The organism is Micromonospora sp. NPDC007220 (genome assembly GCF_040634035.1).
GTDB lineage: Bacteria > Actinomycetota > Actinomycetes > Mycobacteriales > Micromonosporaceae > Micromonospora > Micromonospora reichwaldensis.
Map to the genome: position 1 here is coordinate 209,278 of NZ_JBEYEU010000010.1, position 15,095 is coordinate 224,372.

At 71.5% G+C, this 15,095-nt stretch carries 14 protein-coding genes; 6 read left to right on the plus strand and 8 right to left on the minus strand.

Annotated features, from left to right (window positions below; translation table 11 throughout):
* Nucleotide 1: 1 nt before the first annotated feature.
* Complete coding sequence (locus ABZ573_RS19900; protein ID WP_132237982.1) at nt 2–340, minus strand: DUF3817 domain-containing protein; 339 nt, start codon at nt 338–340, stop codon at nt 2–4.
* Nucleotides 341–523: 183 nt separating this feature from the next.
* On the opposite strand from ABZ573_RS19900, the gene ABZ573_RS19905 reads away from it, so the two are divergent.
* On the plus strand, nt 524–2,002 hold the full coding sequence (locus ABZ573_RS19905) for a glutamate--cysteine ligase (RefSeq protein ID WP_151453896.1): 1,479 nt from the start codon (nt 524–526) through the stop codon (nt 2,000–2,002).
* A 63-nt stretch (nt 2,003–2,065) separates the two neighbouring features.
* On the opposite strand, the gene ABZ573_RS19910 is transcribed toward ABZ573_RS19905, so the two are convergent.
* Complete coding sequence (locus ABZ573_RS19910; protein ID WP_327028128.1) at nt 2,066–3,691, minus strand: pentapeptide repeat-containing protein; 1,626 nt, start codon at nt 3,689–3,691, stop codon at nt 2,066–2,068.
* A 433-nt stretch (nt 3,692–4,124) separates the two neighbouring features.
* Between ABZ573_RS19910 and ABZ573_RS19915 the strand changes: the two genes are divergently transcribed.
* Nucleotides 4,125–5,123 carry a hypothetical protein gene (locus tag ABZ573_RS19915; protein WP_225852103.1) on the plus strand — a complete coding sequence of 333 codons (999 nt, stop codon included), beginning with the start codon at nt 4,125–4,127 and terminating at the stop codon, nt 5,121–5,123.
* Nucleotides 5,124–5,235: 112 nt separating this feature from the next.
* Here ABZ573_RS19915 and ABZ573_RS19920 read toward each other — a convergent pair whose 3' ends face one another.
* The 4 genes from ABZ573_RS19920 to ABZ573_RS19935 form a co-directional block, all read right to left on the minus strand.
* Complete coding sequence (locus ABZ573_RS19920) at nt 5,236–5,814, minus strand: GNAT family protein (protein WP_358119723.1); 579 nt, start codon at nt 5,812–5,814, stop codon at nt 5,236–5,238.
* Between the two features lie 66 nt (nt 5,815–5,880).
* Entirely contained in the window at nt 5,881–7,053 is a 1,173-nt protein-coding gene (locus ABZ573_RS19925; RefSeq protein WP_151453880.1) for a zinc-dependent alcohol dehydrogenase, read from the minus strand.
* Between the two features lie 26 nt (nt 7,054–7,079).
* Nucleotides 7,080–8,033, minus strand: a complete 954-nt coding sequence (locus ABZ573_RS19930) for an SRPBCC family protein (protein ID WP_225852104.1) — start codon at nt 8,031–8,033, stop codon at nt 7,080–7,082.
* Nucleotides 8,034–8,271: 238 nt separating this feature from the next.
* Nucleotides 8,272–8,907, minus strand: a complete 636-nt coding sequence (locus tag ABZ573_RS19935; protein ID WP_151453881.1) for a TetR/AcrR family transcriptional regulator — start codon at nt 8,905–8,907, stop codon at nt 8,272–8,274.
* A 170-nt stretch (nt 8,908–9,077) separates the two neighbouring features.
* Here ABZ573_RS19935 and ABZ573_RS19940 point away from each other — a divergent pair, with 170 nt between their 5' ends.
* Together ABZ573_RS19940 and ABZ573_RS19945 are read left to right on the plus strand one after the other, a co-directional pair.
* Nucleotides 9,078–10,070, plus strand: coding sequence for an alpha/beta hydrolase (locus ABZ573_RS19940; protein ID WP_327028127.1), 993 nt, complete (start codon nt 9,078–9,080; stop codon nt 10,068–10,070).
* A 143-nt stretch (nt 10,071–10,213) separates the two neighbouring features.
* Nucleotides 10,214–11,059, plus strand: a complete 846-nt coding sequence (locus ABZ573_RS19945) for a CHAP domain-containing protein (protein WP_327028126.1) — start codon at nt 10,214–10,216, stop codon at nt 11,057–11,059.
* A gap of 93 nt (nt 11,060–11,152) precedes the next feature.
* On the opposite strand, the gene ABZ573_RS19950 is transcribed toward ABZ573_RS19945, so the two are convergent.
* Entirely contained in the window at nt 11,153–12,163 is a 1,011-nt protein-coding gene (locus ABZ573_RS19950) for a hypothetical protein (protein ID WP_151453883.1), read from the minus strand.
* A gap of 428 nt (nt 12,164–12,591) precedes the next feature.
* Between ABZ573_RS19950 and ABZ573_RS19955 the strand changes: the two genes are divergently transcribed.
* Nucleotides 12,592–13,266 (plus strand): uridylate kinase, encoded by a 675-nt coding sequence (locus ABZ573_RS19955; protein ID WP_151453884.1) that lies wholly within the window; start codon nt 12,592–12,594, stop codon nt 13,264–13,266.
* Nucleotides 13,267–13,353: 87 nt separating this feature from the next.
* The gene (locus ABZ573_RS19960) at nt 13,354–13,917 is read left to right on the plus strand and encodes an alpha/beta hydrolase (RefSeq protein ID WP_358119730.1); all 564 of its coding nucleotides are present in this window, start codon (nt 13,354–13,356) and stop codon (nt 13,915–13,917) included.
* A gap of 72 nt (nt 13,918–13,989) precedes the next feature.
* On the opposite strand, the gene ABZ573_RS19965 is transcribed toward ABZ573_RS19960, so the two are convergent.
* Nucleotides 13,990–14,877: a GNAT family N-acetyltransferase gene (locus tag ABZ573_RS19965; RefSeq protein ID WP_358119734.1), complete on the minus strand. Its 888-nt coding sequence runs from the start codon at nt 14,875–14,877 to the stop codon at nt 13,990–13,992.
* Between the last annotated feature and the right edge of the window lie 218 nt (nt 14,878–15,095).

The following is a 15,095-nucleotide window of genomic DNA, read 5'->3' on the forward strand; positions in this document are numbered from 1 at the left end:
GTCAGCCGACGGGGGTCAGCGGCCGGTCCGGCTCGCCCGCGGTGCGCAGCATCCCGCGCCGGGCGGCCCAGCGTTCGAAGATCAGGGTGGCGAACGGCGGTACGGCGCAGGCCAGGGCCACGAGGGTGGGCCAGGGCCGCCACCGGTGCAGCCGGGCCATCGCGAGGACCAGCAGGCCGTACGCGACGAAGAGCGCGCCGTGGATCGGGCCGAAGATCTGCACGCCGATCTCGTTGCCCGGGGGGCCGTACTTGACGGCCATGCCGATCAGCAGGGCCAGCCAGGAGCAGGCCTCGGCGATCGCCGCCGCCACGAAGAGCCTGGTGATCTTCTCGCGCATCGTCACTCCCCCACCGGTTGCCGCACATGCTAACCACCCCGCCGGCCGCGCCGACGGCACGACGGGCGGAGGCGACAGGGATCACGCGGGCCCGAGCTGGGTACGTACAAGGAGCTTCGGGTCTTCCCCGGCCCGCCCTAAGCGTGCGAGGTTAGGGGAACCAACGGTGACAGGGCGGTGACCATGGGCGAGGACGTCGGCGTACGGACCTTCAGTCGCGAGGACCGGGCCCGCTATCGCGAGAAGGTACGGCGGTGCCTGGACGTCTTCGCCGAAATGCTCCGGGAGTCCCGGTTCGACGTCGAACGGCCGATGACCGGGCTGGAGATCGAGCTGAACCTGGTCGACGACGACTCGTTGCCGACCATGCGCAACGCCGACGTGCTGGCCGCCATCGCCGACCCGGCCTTCCAGACGGAGCTGGGCCAGTTCAACGTCGAGATCAACGTGGCGCCGCGCCGGCTGGCCGGCACCGGCACCCGCGAGTTCGAGGAGTCCGTGCGGGCCAGCCTCAACGCCGCCGAGACCAAGGCGCGGGACGTGGGCGCGCACATGGTGATGATCGGCGTCCTGCCGACGCTGCGGCCGGAGCACCTGACCGCCGAGACGCTGTCGGCCAACCCGCGCTACGCGCTGCTCAACGAGCAGATCTTCGCCGCCCGCGGCGAGGACCTGCGGATCGCGATCAACGGCGTGGAACGGCTCGCGGTCACCGCCGACACCATCACCCCGGAGGCGGCCTGCACGAGCACCCAGTTCCACCTCCAGGTCAGCCCGGCCCAGTTCGCCGACTACTGGAACGCCGCGCAGGTGATCGCCGGTATCCAGGTGGCCCTCGGGGCGAACTCGCCGTTGCTCTTCGGCCGGGAGCTGTGGCGGGAGACCCGCATCCCGCTGTTCCAGCAGGCCACCGACACCCGGCCGGAGGAGATCAAGGCCCAGGGCGTACGCCCCCGGGTGTGGTTCGGCGAGCGCTGGATCACCACGGTGTTCGACCTGTTCGAGGAGAACGTGCGCTACTTCCCGGCGCTGCTGCCCGTCTGCGACGCGGAGGACCCGGCCGAGGCCCTGGCCCGGGGGGACGTGCCGAGGCTCGCCGAGCTGCGGCTGCACAACGGCACCGTCTACCGCTGGAACCGCCCCGTGTACGACGTGCTGAAGGGCCGCCCGCACCTGCGGGTGGAGAACCGGGTGCTGCCGGCCGGGCCGACGGTGCTCGACACCGTGGCCAACGGCGCCTTCTACTTCGGTCTCGTCCGGGCGCTCGCCGAGGCCGACCGGCCGCTGTGGTCGCAGATGTCGTTCAGCGCGGCCGAGGAGAACTTCAACGCCTGCGCCCGCTACGGCATCGACGCCCAGGTCTTCTGGCCCGGCCTCGGTTATCTCCCGGTCACCGAGCTGGTGCTGCGCCGGCTGCTGCCGCTGGCCCACCACGGGCTGGACCGGTGGGGCCTCGACCCCGCCGAGCGGGACCGGCTGCTCGGCGTCATCGAGCAACGCTGCCTGACCGGCCGCAACGGGGCGAGCTGGCAGGTGGAGACCCTGCACCGGTTGGAGTCCGCCGACCATCTCGACCGGCCGGAGGCGCTGCGTGAGGTGGTGCGGCACTACGTGACGCTGATGCACACCAACCGGCCGGTCCACGAGTGGCCCATCCCCTGACCGGGACCACGACGGGGGCGGGGGTGCCCCGCCGGCCCGGACGCGCGTCGGTCCGGGACACGGTCAGGGCTCGACGTCCGGGTCGTCGAGCACGGCTTTGGCGTGGAACACGACGCCGCCGAGGACCTCCCGGACGTTGTGCCAGCGGTCGAGCCGCGCCCCGGCGAAGGTGACGTCGCCGTGGAACGAGGCCCGCCCCTGCCGACCGTCGAGCCGGAAGGCGGCGCTGGCGAACCCGCTGGCGTCGAACCGGGTGGTTCCGTGGAACTGAGCGCCGGTGAAGTCCGCGTAGCCGACCTGGCAGCCGCTGAGGTCGAGGTCGACCAGCGTCGCGCCGCACAGCGGCAGGTTCGTCTCCGGCCAGTGCGGTGGCCGCGCCCCGCCCGGCACTGCGCTCGCCGGACGCAGCCGCTCGGCGAGCAGCCGCTGCGCGTCGCGCCGCGCCTGGACCTCCCCGGCCTGGGCGGGGGTCAGCTCGCCGGTCACGTCGAACGGCAGCGGCACCCGCAGATACGCGCAGACGGCGTCGACCACGCGCTGGCGCAGCTCCGGCCTCGCGTCGCCGAGTTCGCCGAGAGCCCGCAGCCCCACGCGGCGGACAGCGGAATCCCGGTCGGCGAGCTGGCGGGTGCGGGGCGCGACGGGTCCGTCCCGCACGAGCACGCTCGCGCCGTCCGGCCCAGGCTCGGGCACCCAGCCGAGGGGCCAGCACATCGGCTCGCCGTCGGCCGCGCCGGCCCACCGGGCGCCGGTGAGGTCCACGGCGGGCTGGTCCAGGTGCACGAGCCCGCCGAACTCGGCGTCCCGGAACGTCGCCTCCGCGCCGAACCGCGCCTTGCCGAACCAGGCAGGGCCGTCGAAGCGGGCCCACCGGAACGACGCGGCCCCGACGAAACGTGCCCCGTCCCCGCCCTCCGCCCAGCCCTGGTAGTCACCCATCAGGACCGCGGCCGGCCAGCCCGGGTCGTCCTCGTTCGGCTCGTCCCACGGGGCGGGGTCGACGTTCTCGACGTCGTCCCAGGCCGGGTCGTCCTCCCACAGCTCCTCCTCGCCCCGCCCGAACCACGCCATCCCGGCGAAGGCGACCCGGTCGAAGCTGGCCGGGCCCCGGAACCGGGCTCGGCCGAACACGGCGTCGGCGGCGAACCGGGCGTCGTCGAACCGGGTCTCGCCGTGAAAGACCGCACGGGCGAAGACCGCGTCGCCGGTGAACCGGGCGAAGGCGAAGGAGGTCGACCCGAAGAACCGCGTGTCGGCGAAGCGGGCCTCGGCCAGCTCGCAGCGGCCAAGGTCGGCATCCACCAGGGTCGCCCCGGACAGGTCCACGGCGAGGTCCGGCCCCGGCGACGCCCCGGCGCCCTCGGCCGCTCCGGCGGCGTCGGTCGTCCTGGCGCCCTCGCCCGCCCCGGCGCCCTCGCCCGCGCCGTCGACCGCCCCGGCAGCGGGGCGCAGCAGCAGCCCGGCGAGCACCCGCGACGCCTCGCGTCGCGCGTCGGCGTCCGTGCCGTCCGGGGCGGGCGGCGTACGCAGGTAGGCGCAGACCGCGTCGGCCGCGACCTGGCGCAGCGCGGGACGGGCCGCGCCGAGTTCGGCGAGCCGCCGCAGGGCGGACCCCCGCTCCGGGCCCGTCGCCTCGACGACCTGGGCGGCGGTCCGGCACGCCTCGACGCCCCTCTCCTCGACTGCCATGCGCCCTCCAGAACCGACGCGACAGCCCGCCCGCCGGGGTTTCCCGCCGGGGCCGTCCCCCGACGTGCCGGCGCAGGATAGCGGCTGGGGGCGACACACCCCGTCGTCATGGCGCTCTCCGACGGCGTCACCGCCTGCGCCCGCGGCTGCCAACCGCGACCGTCGGCCCACCCGCTGCCGGAGGCGGCCGGTCGGCCTGTTTCGGAGTCGCCGGCGCCCTGACGGGGGCAGATCGGGTCAGGAAATCGCGCACGATTGAAGAAACGAGGTGACGACGGTCGGCCCATCATGAAACGCGGACATCGCTCCACGTGACTCGCCGCTCACGGAGGGTCGCGTGGGCGCGTCCACGTCGACCGGTGGCCATTCGTCGCGGGCGTCGGCGCCCGCCTTCCCTTCCCACCGGCCCCTCCCTCACCTTCGAGGAGCGCATGTGACGCAGACCCAGAGGTCCCCCCAGCGACCCGACGCGCCCGTCCGGTTCGGCCCCGACACCGCGCGGACCGCGACGTCCGCGTTCGTCAACGGGCACTTTCCCCGGCGGCGAGGGCTGATCATCCTCCTCAGCGTCCTCGGCGGGTTCCTGCTGACCGTCATCTGGTCGGCGGAGTTCGTGGACCGGACCATCGGCGACAACGTCGCCAACACAATGCTCGGCCACGACGCCAAGGAGACGCCCATCCAGGGCATCGCGGCCGGCATCATGTTCGCCTTCGTCTCCGGCATCGCGGGTACGTTCACCGCCTGCAACATCGCCGCGTTCGGCGCCCTGGCCCCGCTGACCGGCACCACGGGCGGCAGGTTCAGCCGGATCGTCGCGCCGCTGAAGCCGCTGGGCTGGATGTCGGTGGGCATGGTCGCGGTGTCGGCCGCCTACGGCGCGGTCGTCGGCCTCGTCGGCACGTCGATGCCGCAGTTCTCCACCGCTCCCAACGCCCCCGGCGGGCTGTCACCGAGGAGCATCCAGTCCATGGTGGTCTTCGGCGTGATCGGGATCATCATGATCTATCTCGGTCTGGCCGCGCTGGGCGTCGTGCCGGACCCGTTCGCCCGAATCGCCCGACGGTTCCCCAACGCCCCGATGGTCTTCATGGGCGCGCTGATCGCCGGCTTCCTGATCGGCCGGCCCTTCGCGCTGTTCCGGCAGATGTTCCGCGACGCCGCCGAGAGCGGCAACCCGCTCTACGGCGCGGCGGCGTTCACGCTTCAGTCCCTCGGCAACATCGTCATCATGGCGGTGCTGTTCCTGCTGCTGGCCTGGCTCGCCGGCTCCCGCCTGCAACGCTGGTTCAGCGCCCGGCCGAGCCGGCTGGCGGTCCTGACCGCGGTCGCGTTCATCGTCGCCGGCGCCTTCACGTTCCTCTACTGGGACGTGCGGCTGCTCGCCCGCCGCGAGATCATCCCCTGGTACCCGACGGCCCCCTGGGCCTGAGCCGGTGACGAGGTCCGGGGACGGCGGTGCCCCGTCGTCCCCGGACCCGGCCGACCGCGAGGCGGCACGACCCACCGGAGCGTCCGTCCCACAGGACCGGCGTCCGGCTCGGTCAGTCCTCCGGGCGGTCCCACGGCGACGGGTCGTCGCGCAGCCGGCTGTAGAGCCAACCGTCGCGCCACCGGCCGGCCCGGAACTCGCAGGCGCGCAGCACGCCCTCCAACTGGAATCCGGCCTTTTCCAGCGCCCGCTGCTCGGCGGCGTTCTCGGGGTGGGTGCCGGCCTGGACGCGCTGCGCCGGGGTGTGACAGAACAGGTAGTCGCAGAGCAGCGCCTGCGCCTGCCAGCCGATTCCCCGCCCCCGCCACTCCGGCAGCAACACGATGCCGATCTCCCAGTGGATCGCCGCGCCGCCGTACCGGCCGGCACGGTAGCCGACGACGCCGGCGGCGGCCTGCTCCGCCTCGACCTCGACGGCCAGGCGGCCATCCTCCTCGCCGAGCCAGCCGTCGGCGGCGAATCGTCGCGCCGGCGCCCCCGGGTCCCGGAACCCGTGCCAGTCCAGCCCGACCAGACCCGGCTCGACGGCGAACCGGACGAGCATCGGCAGGTCCCCCTCGGCCACCGGGCGCAGCCGCACGCCGTCGCGGGCCACCTCCGCGCCCGGGTACCTCGATCGGTCCGTCACCATCCCGGCACGGTACCCACCCGCCGGCACCGGCGCGGTCCCGAAGGCGGGGCCCTGCCGACCGCCGGCTCAGACCTTGAGGACGACCTTGGTGCACTCGTCCTGCTTCTTCTGGAAGATCTTGTAGCCCTTGGCCGCGTCCTTGAGCCGCATCCGGTGGCTGATGATGAAACTGGGGTCGATGTCGCCGCGCTGGATGCGGTTGAGCAGCGGACGGGTGTAGCGCTGGACGTGACACTGACCGGTACGCATGATCAACGACCGGTTCATGAACGCGCCCATCGGGAACTTGTCGACGAAGCCCCCGTACGCCCCGACCACCGAGACGACGCCGCCGCTACGGCAGGCGAGGATGGCCTGGCGCAGCGCGAACGGGCGTTCCGTCTCGACCCGGGCGGCCTGCTTGGCCCGGTCGTACGCGTAGACGGCGGTGTTGCCGTGGTGCCCCTCCAGGCCGACGGCGTCGATGCAGGCGTCGGGCCCCCGGCCGGCGGTCATCGCGTTGAGCGCGTCGAGCACGTCGGTGTCGTCGTAGTTGATGGTCTCCGCGCCGGTGTGTTCCTCGGCGAGCCGCAGCCGGTACGGGTACCGGTCGATGACGATCACCCGCTCCGCGCCGAGCATCCGGGCGCTGGCGGCGGCGAGCAGGCCCACCGGGCCGGCCCCCCACACGGCGATCACGTCGCCCGGCTTGATGTCGCACATCTCCGCGCCCATGAAGCCGGTGGGCAGCACGTCGGCGAGCATCACGGCCTGGTCGTCGGGGACCTCGTCGGGCACCTTGATCGGGCCGACGTCGGCGAACGGCACCCGGGCGTACTCGGCCTGGCCGCCGGCGTAGCCGCCGAGCAGGTGGGAGTAGCCGAAGATGCCGGCCGGCGAGTGCCCCATGATCTTCTCGGCCACCCCGGCGTTGGGGTTGGAGTTCTCGCAGACCGAGAAGAGCCCGCGCTGGCAGGAGGAACAGTGCCCGCAGGCGATCGGGAACGGCACCACCACCCGGTCGCCGGGGCGCAGGTTGCGCACCTGCGGGCCGACCTCCACGACCTCGCCCATGAACTCGTGGCCGAGGATGTCGCCCTTGCGCATGGCGGGGATGTACCCGTGGTACAGGTGCAGGTCGGAGCCGCAGATGGCGGTCGAGGTGATCCGTACGATCGCGTCGCGCGCGTTCATGATGGTCGGGTCTGGTACGTCGACGACCTTGACGCTGTCCTTGCCCATCCAGGCGGTGGCCTTCATCGTTCGTCCTCTCGGGTGGCGGGCGGTCAGCGGCGGGCGATGGGCAGCGGCTGGGCGGGGCGTTGCATGACCTGCTGGCGTACGGAGATGCCGTCGGGGCTGCCCTCGGAGCGGACCACCTCGCCGGTCTCCACCACCTGCTTGAACCGGCGCAGGTCGTCGCGTACCTGCTGCTCGGGTTCCTCGCCGAAGAGCTTCGCCACGGCCCGGCCCAGCGCGCCGGCCGGCGGGGCGTAGCGCAGCCGCACCCGGACCTCGGTGCCACGATCGCCCGGCGCGGGCACGAACCGGACCCGACCCGCGTTGGGCACGCGGGTGCCGGGCAGCGACCGCCAGGCGAGCGACCGGTTCGGCTGGTCGTCGACGATCTCCGCGTCCCACTCGATCCGGCGGCCGGCCGGGCCGTGCGCGGTCCAGTGCGACCGGCGCAGGTCGTCGGCGCGTACCGACTCCAGGTGGGACATGAACCGGGGCAGGTTCTCCAGGTCCCGCCAGAAGCGGTACGCCTCGGCCGGGGACCGGTTGACGGTGACCGAGACCTCCATGTCGATCACCCGCCGGTGCGCGGCCCGGGCCCGTCCGGCGCGCACGGCGGCGATCAGGTCGACGGCGGCGATGCCGGCGACGGCCGCGGTGGTGAGGCCGACCCGCCGGCGCCGCTCGCCGCACCGCTCCGCCCAGGCCCGTCCGAGCAGGGTGAGGTCCAGCGCGTCGCCGGCCACCCGGGTCCACGCCCAGCCGGCCGGCCGGCGGCCGCCGAGCAGGCCCGCCGCGTGGATCAGCTCGCGGGCGCCCACGGCCATGATCACCCCGCCCGCGGCGGGTGAGTCGTCCACGCCGGTCAGCCGGGCCACCGCGCGCGGGGCGAGCAGGCTGCCGGCCCCGAGGGCGAGGCTGACCGCGCCCAGCAGCCGGGGCAGCCCGGCGCCCTGGCCGCGTCGTCCCCGCTGGTCCAGCATCATCGGATCGGTCTCGTCCACGTCGCACCACCGTCAGATCGTCCTGACCCGCCCCCGGGGCAGGCCCGGCGGCGGGAAGCCGCCACGCCTGACGCTATGCCCGCGAATCGCCTAACGAACCCCGAATCGGCACACAACTCGACGCCCGCTGCCGCCCTGTTTCCGCCCGTCGGCCGGGGCCGCGCCGGCGACCGTCTCACGCTCGCCGGCACGGGCGCCGCCAGCACCGTTGCGGCGCGGGCGGGCACCGCCGTATCCGTCAGCGCCCGTCGGACTCCGGCCGGCGGCGGTACGCCCGGTCCAGGATCGCGATCAGTTCGTCGGCGGCGCGGGCGCCGTCGAACCCGGCTCGGGCGAGCTGCTCGGCGACGATGGCGTCGATCGCGCCGTTGATCATGACGGCGAGCAGTTCGGCGTCAGTGTCCTCGCGGTAGTCACCGGCCGAGCGCGCCGCCCCGATGAGGTCCACGACGCTCTGCCGCCGGCTGGGCGCGTCCGGCCCGTCGGAGATGCCGGTCTCCTCGGTGATGGCTTCGATGATCATGCGGGCGTGCTCGGGGTGCTCCCGCAGGTGGGCGACGAGCGAGCGGACGTACGCCTCCAGCGCGGCGGCCCCGCGGGCACGCTCGACGGCCGCGCCGACGTCGGTGGTGAGGGCCTCGATCACCGCCGCGTACGCGGCCTGGACCAGGGCGTCCTTGGAAGGGAAGTGATAGAGCACCGCCGCCTTGGACAGGCCGGCCGCCTCGGCGATGCGCGCCAGCGAGGTGCCGGCGTAGCCGTGGCGGGCGACGAGGTCGGTGGTCACCCGGACGAGCTGGGCGCGACGGGCCTGCTCGGTGATGGTCAGCGGCCGGCGCGAACGGTCCTTGCGGGTGGTGGCGTCCGGCGTCATTCGGTGTCCTCGGGGTGTCGTGGCGGCCCTGCCGGGCCGGGTAGCCGCGGCACGGACAGGGTAACCCCCCGGTCAGACTTTCTACCGACTGGTTGAAAATCTGACCGACCGGTAGAATCCTGGGATGGGCAACGACGTCCACGACCACCACGGAAACGGAGGGGGGCACCATGCGAGCGCGCGTACCTCGGATCAGGCATCGCCGGCGCTGGATCGTCGGCGGCGGCGTCGCGCTCGTCACCACCCTGGCGGTGGCCGCGGGGGTCGCCCTGCACCACCCCGCGCCCGTCGGCTACTACGTCTCCGCGCGGGCGCAGGACCGCTTCCTGCGCGCCTACGAACGGGCGATGGCCGACCTGCCCCAGCCGGACCGCACGCTCGACGTGCGGACCAGCTACGGGGTGGTCCGCGTCTACCACTTCGCGGGCGCCGACTCCTCCCCCGCCGCTCCGCTGCTGCTGTTGCCGGGCCGGGCCGCGCCCTCCCCCGTGTGGGCCGACAACCTGCCCTTGCTGCTGCGCACGCGGAGCGTGTACACGGTGGACCTGCTCGGCGAGCCGGGAATGAGCGTCCAGCAACGACCGATCGGCTCCGCCCGTGACCACGCGCAGTGGCTGCACGAGCTGATGCGGGGCCTGCCCGACGAGCGGCTGCACCTGCTCGGCCTGTCCATCGGCGGCTGGACCGCGATGAACCTCGTGGCGCACCGGCCGGAGAAGGTCGCAAGCGTGGTCCTGCTGGATCCGGTCCTGGTCTTCACCGATCTGTCGCCGGCAGCGATCGTCCGCTCCATCCCGGCGAGCGTGCGCTGGTTCCCCCGGTCCTGGCGGGACGACTTCGCGAGTTGGACGGCGAACGGCGCGCCGGTCGAGGACGTCCCGGTCGCCGAGATGATCGAGGCCGGGATGCAGTCGTACGTGCTCAAGCTCTCCGCTCCCGAACGACTCACCGACGAACAGCTCGCCGGCGTGCGGGTGCCGGTCCTCACCCTGCTCGCCGGCAGGTCGCGGATGCACGACACGGCGGCCGGGGCGGCGCACGCCCGGCGCGTCCTGCCGCACGCCGCGGTGAAGGTCTACCCGGAAGCCTCGCACGCCATCAACGGCGAGCATCCGGAGCAGATCGCCGCCGACGTCGCCGCGCACCTGGCACCCCTACCCTGACGCAGGACCCACACGCCCGACCGGCCGCCGCCCCCGGTACCGGTTCGCGGCGCGGCGACGGACCGCCCTCAATTGAGGGGTATGGCGATCGGTCGATGGCTTGTAGCGTGGGCCCTCCTCACCCACCCAGGAGGGAAGTGATCATGCCCACGGTCACCGTTCGCGTTCTCGGTGCCCTCAGCGCCAGCGTGCTGAGCGCGACTCTCGGCGTCCTGGCGGTCGCCGCGCCCGCCCAGGCCGCGTCCCGCGACGGCGCCTGCAACACCGGCGAGTTCTGTTACTACTACAACAGCAACCACGCGGGCTCGATCTCCGATCACGCCGGCTCGCTGGCCGACTACGGCACCGCCCAGCCGGGCTGCTACGAGTTCAAGGGCGCCGGCAGCGGCAAGGGCCAGTGCATCAAGAACAACGCCGCCTCGGCGTGGAACCGCACCGGCAAGACGGTGCGTGTCTACTACAACACCGGCTACAACGGTTCCCAGGCGCACCAGGACTTCGCGCCCGGGGCGAAGAAGAACCTCAGCTCCACGCTGAAGAACAACAACGCCTCCCACCAGCTGATCTCCGCCGGCGCCAGCTACCCGGCGAAGGACGACTACCCCTACAAGGGTCAGACCTCGGGCATCGATCCGTGGAACTTCTACAAGGGGCAGTGCACCAGCTTCGCGGCCTGGGCGGTGCGCAGCCGGGTCGGCGTCGCCTTCCACAACCAGTACAAGGGCCAGGCGCGGTGGGGCAACGCCAAGGAGTGGGTCGCCGCCGCCGGACGCGCCGGCGTGCCGGTGTACAACAGCCCGAAGGCCGGTGACGTCGCGGTACGCCTGGGCGGCACCTACGGTCACGTCGCGTTCGTGACCAGGGTGAACGCGAACGGCACCTTCGAAATCGACGAGTACAACTACGTTTCGGCCGACAGGTACAGCCACCGGACGGTGTCGGTGGGAACCGCCAACAACCAGTTCTCCAAGTTCATCCGCTTCAAGTGACCCCGCGCCTCGGACGGAAACTTCTCCGCCGATGACGGAACACCGCGCGCAGAGCCCCGGCCGCATGGCCGGGGCTCTGCCGATCACGTGCCCTTACGCCGGGGAGAGACCCTCCACGAAGTCGTAGAGGCTCTTGATGTCGTTGTCGAAGTACGGGCCGTCGAACTGTCCGTTGCCCGGGTTGTCGCCGTGGCTCACGACGCTGTTGATGAATCCGAGACCATTCTGGTCGTTGTATTCCTGCAGCCAGGGACCGCCGCTGGAGCCGTAGGTCATGTTGCACCACATCCGGATCTGCTGGGCGCCGGCGTGCCAGGTGCCGCTCTGGCAGAAGTACTGGCTCTCGCCGCCGCCGAGATTGGACGGATAGCCCAGCGCGGTCATCAGGGAGATGTTGTAACCCCAGTTCCAGCGCATGCCGTGGCCGCCGACCGTCTCGACGACCTTCAGGCCCCAGTTACCGCCGTTGTGCATGATGGCGATGGCCATGTCCTCGTCGTAGCTGCTGCTGTTGATCCACGCGGTGCGGGCCGCGAGCTGGTACGCCACGAACGTGCCGAACGGCCGCGCGCCGTCGCGGTAGCGCGGCACGAACTGCCAGTTGCTGTACCACTGCCCGCCGGCGCCCTGGTGCACGCAGTGCCCGGCGGTCATGACCAGTCGCGCCTTGCCGCTGGCGACCGCACTCGCCGAGCACGAGGCGCCGCCACCGTTGGGGGTGGTGAAGTAGACCTTGCCGACGACCGCCGACTCGTTGAGCTGGATGCCGACGTCGGCGCCGCTGGCGGCGCTCGGTCGCACCGGCGCGACCGAGCCCGCCGGTCCGTCGGGCTTCGGCGCCCGGCTCGTGGATTCGGTGGCCTTCGCCGACTTCGCGATGTCGAGGTCGACGGCGTTCGCCATGCGCTCCGGCGTCCAGAACCTGGCGACCTCCTCGGCGATCTTCTCGTTGGTGATCGCACGACCGTCACTGGTGCGGGCGACGGCGGTGGTGTTGCCGTTCCTCTCGACCGTGGTCGGCTTCGCCTGGGCGACCGCCGGAGCGGTCACGACCAGCGCGAGTGCCAGGCTGGCCGATGCGGACCAGCGCAGGGTTGATCTCAACAGTTGCCCCCTTTTTCGGGTACTCCAACTCGGACCAGCGAAACCTATCGATCAAATTGCTTTGATCACAACGTGATCGAATGACAGGTAATTGACATTGACTTTCTGGCGTCCGAAAAGGACCACAGCCGGCGGCAAACAAAGCACCCCCACCCCGAACAGAAGCGTCAAAATTGACTCGCAAATCCCATCGCCGCGAATTCGCACTCTCAATTTGAGGACGCTCACCGCTGTCGACAGGTGGGAATTGCGGACCGCGGCAGTTGAGACGTTGCCCGGACGCGTCCGGCTGCCCATTCGCGCCGCGACCGCAGCCACCCGTGCACGCGGCAATCTCGCTCACCCGGGGAGGGGCCGGCACGGAGGGGCTGACGCGCATAAGGTCGGCTCGACCCGGCAACCTTCGCGAGGACAGGACGGGACAGCACATGGACCAAGGCACCCGCAACGAGGTGCTCGGCCGCCTGGCTGAGGCAGTCGGGTCCATCACCGTCGCGCACCCGACGCGGGTTGCCGTCGACGGACCGCCCGCCGCAGGCAAGACCACCCTCGCCGACGAGCTCGCCGTCATCCTGCGCGACCAGGGCCGCGACGTCATCCGCGCGACGATCGACGATTTCCTCTTTCCCCGGGCACAGCGCTATCCGCGCGGCGAATTCTCGGCCGAAGGCTGCTACTTCGACACCCACGACTACGACGCGCTGAACCGGGTTCTGCTCGATCCGCTCGGCCCGGGCGGGGATCGACGCTTTCGACACGCGGTCTACGACCGTACCGCGGATAGTGTGCTGTCCCCGCCGGCCGCCACTGCCACCGCCGACGCCGTGCTGGTCTTCGACGGCGTCTTCCTCATGCGTCCGGAGCTGATCGACAGGTGGGACCTGCGCATCTTCGTGTCAACCGCGCTTGAGAAGACCGTGGACCGTGCCGTGATCCGAGAGCGCCGGACGTCGTCCCGGGCTGAAATCGAACGGCGCTGGCGCGAGCGTTACATCCCCTCCCAACAGCTGTACTTCGCTACCGTCCGCCCGACCGATCACGCCGACATCGTCGTGCACAACGACGAGCCTCAGCGGCCGATCTGGGAGACTCGAAGACGCTGACCGCACCCGATTCGGCAAAGCCCTCGACTCAACCACGACATTTGGCACCGCAAGAGTCCGGGGGATCGTCGCGCTACCCTCCCCAGCATGACGCGTTACCTTGTCGTGCCCGGTCGAGGCGTTCCATTCCCCGACCACTGGTCGCGCAGTTGGGTCAGGGACTACCCGAAGTACCAGTGGGCGCCCGAACCGCCCGGGCCACCGTACGTCGCCGCCGAACGGGTCGCCGCGCTGCACGCTGCCATAAGCGCCGACGATGAGCCGGCGATCCTCGTGGCGCACAGTGCGGGATGCCTGACCGTCGCCGTCTGGGCCAGCCAGCATGTCGGTCCCGTCCGTGCCGCCCTGCTGGTCACGCCACCGTACCTGGATCCGGACTGGACTCCCGACCCTCACGAGACCGTCGATGTCGTCATCGACCACGTGCCACGCGAGCCACTGCCCTTTCGCTCGATCCTGGTCGCCAGTCACAACGACCCAATTACCACGCTCGAGCAATTCGAAGCGTACGCGCGAGACTGGGGCTCGGAACTGTTCGACGCGGGCGCAGTCGGGCACCTGGACTCCAAGACCGGGTTCGGCGCGTGGCCCGACGGCGAGCGCCTGGTCCGATCATTGGCCCAGCCCGCACAAATGACGTTGGAGTACTAGACTGGAACCAAGATCAGTGCGGCCCGCTGGCTACGACTATCTGCACGAGGGGTATCGACCTTCGCCCGGTGTTCACCGGGAACCGCGGCGCAGATCGGCCACCTCGTCTGACGGCGTGAAGCCGGCCGAGGCGTAGGTAGCTACGGCGCCGACGTTGGAACTCTCCACGCACACACTCGCGCTGGACGAACCCATGTCGCGAAGCGCCGCAGCGGCGGCAAGCGTGATCGCAGTGCCGTAACCATGGCCTCGGTGACTGCGGTGCACGCCCATCGGTTCCAGCAGTCCAGGCCGCCCCGGGCCGGCTGACCACACAGCCGCCACCGCCACGGCGTCGTCATTCTGATCAAATGCGGCGAGGCAGCGTGCGTCAGCGTAGAACGGGCCACCGGCCATCGCGAGCCAACCTCCGACCGTACGGCGCCGGTCGGCATCGGTGAAGGGCGACCCGCGGAACGCGGACCAGTGGACGGCGACCCACACCTCGGCGCGATCGGGCTCGATCGTCTCGATGCGCAGACCGCAGTCCTGTACCGGGTCCGAGAGACCGCGGTGGAACGTTGTCCACGGCTCATCCCGCTCCCAACCCCGCTTCAGCAGCAACTGGGTGAAAAGCCCCGCACCTCGGGCTTCGACGGTCGCACCGTGGGGAGCCAGGACACGCCCTGGTTCGTCCAGATCAGCGGCGAGCCGACGGGCCAGTGCCTCGTCATCACGCCAGTCGGGAGCGACGGCCATGCGCACCAGTTCGGGGCCGTCCAGCAGCCCGATCGCGAGAGCCTCCCCGTCGCGCGACCACATCCGGATGGCAGCCGCCGTAGCCTCGGCACCACCTAACGAGTGCCACCCGAGATCGCCGGAATGCAGATGCAGCGGTCCCCCGTCGTACTGCCACCCCTTGAGCGCGTCCACCGCTGGTGACAACTCATCAACGCTCGGGGTGCTCAAGATGATGCTCACGGTGCATCCAAACCCCAAAGAGCGACCTGGCACCATCGATTTTGTAGGGAGCCGGCGTTCTCGTCACGGTTCGCCGAATGCCTGTTCCAGGCCGTCACCAGGCTGTCGATAGCCGATCCGGAACGTCGAGGTGGCCCGGCACCTGTTCGAGGAGTGCGTCCACAAGAAGGCGCAGGGCGTCTTCGCCAACCCGAACGTCTTCTTCTACCGGCGCAACG

Excerpts from the sequence above, each read along its gene's own strand:
- ABZ573_RS19900 (WP_132237982.1), bottom strand. The coding sequence starts at position 340 with ATGCGCGAGAAGATCACCAGGCTCTTCGTGGCGGCGGCGATCGCCGAG.
- ABZ573_RS19905 (WP_151453896.1), top strand. The coding sequence starts at position 524 with ATGGGCGAGGACGTCGGCGTACGGACCTTCAGTCGCGAGGACCGGGCC.
- ABZ573_RS19910 (WP_327028128.1), bottom strand. The coding sequence starts at position 3,691 with ATGGCAGTCGAGGAGAGGGGCGTCGAGGCGTGCCGGACCGCCGCCCAG.
- ABZ573_RS19920 (WP_358119723.1), bottom strand. The coding sequence starts at position 5,814 with ATGGTGACGGACCGATCGAGGTACCCGGGCGCGGAGGTGGCCCGCGAC.
- ABZ573_RS19925 (WP_151453880.1), bottom strand. The coding sequence starts at position 7,053 with ATGAAGGCCACCGCCTGGATGGGCAAGGACAGCGTCAAGGTCGTCGAC.
- ABZ573_RS19935 (WP_151453881.1), bottom strand. The coding sequence starts at position 8,907 with ATGACGCCGGACGCCACCACCCGCAAGGACCGTTCGCGCCGGCCGCTG.
- ABZ573_RS19940 (WP_327028127.1), top strand. The coding sequence starts at position 9,078 with ATGCGAGCGCGCGTACCTCGGATCAGGCATCGCCGGCGCTGGATCGTC.
- ABZ573_RS19945 (WP_327028126.1), top strand. The coding sequence starts at position 10,214 with ATGCCCACGGTCACCGTTCGCGTTCTCGGTGCCCTCAGCGCCAGCGTG.
- ABZ573_RS19955 (WP_151453884.1), top strand. The coding sequence starts at position 12,592 with ATGGACCAAGGCACCCGCAACGAGGTGCTCGGCCGCCTGGCTGAGGCA.
- ABZ573_RS19960 (WP_358119730.1), top strand. The coding sequence starts at position 13,354 with ATGACGCGTTACCTTGTCGTGCCCGGTCGAGGCGTTCCATTCCCCGAC.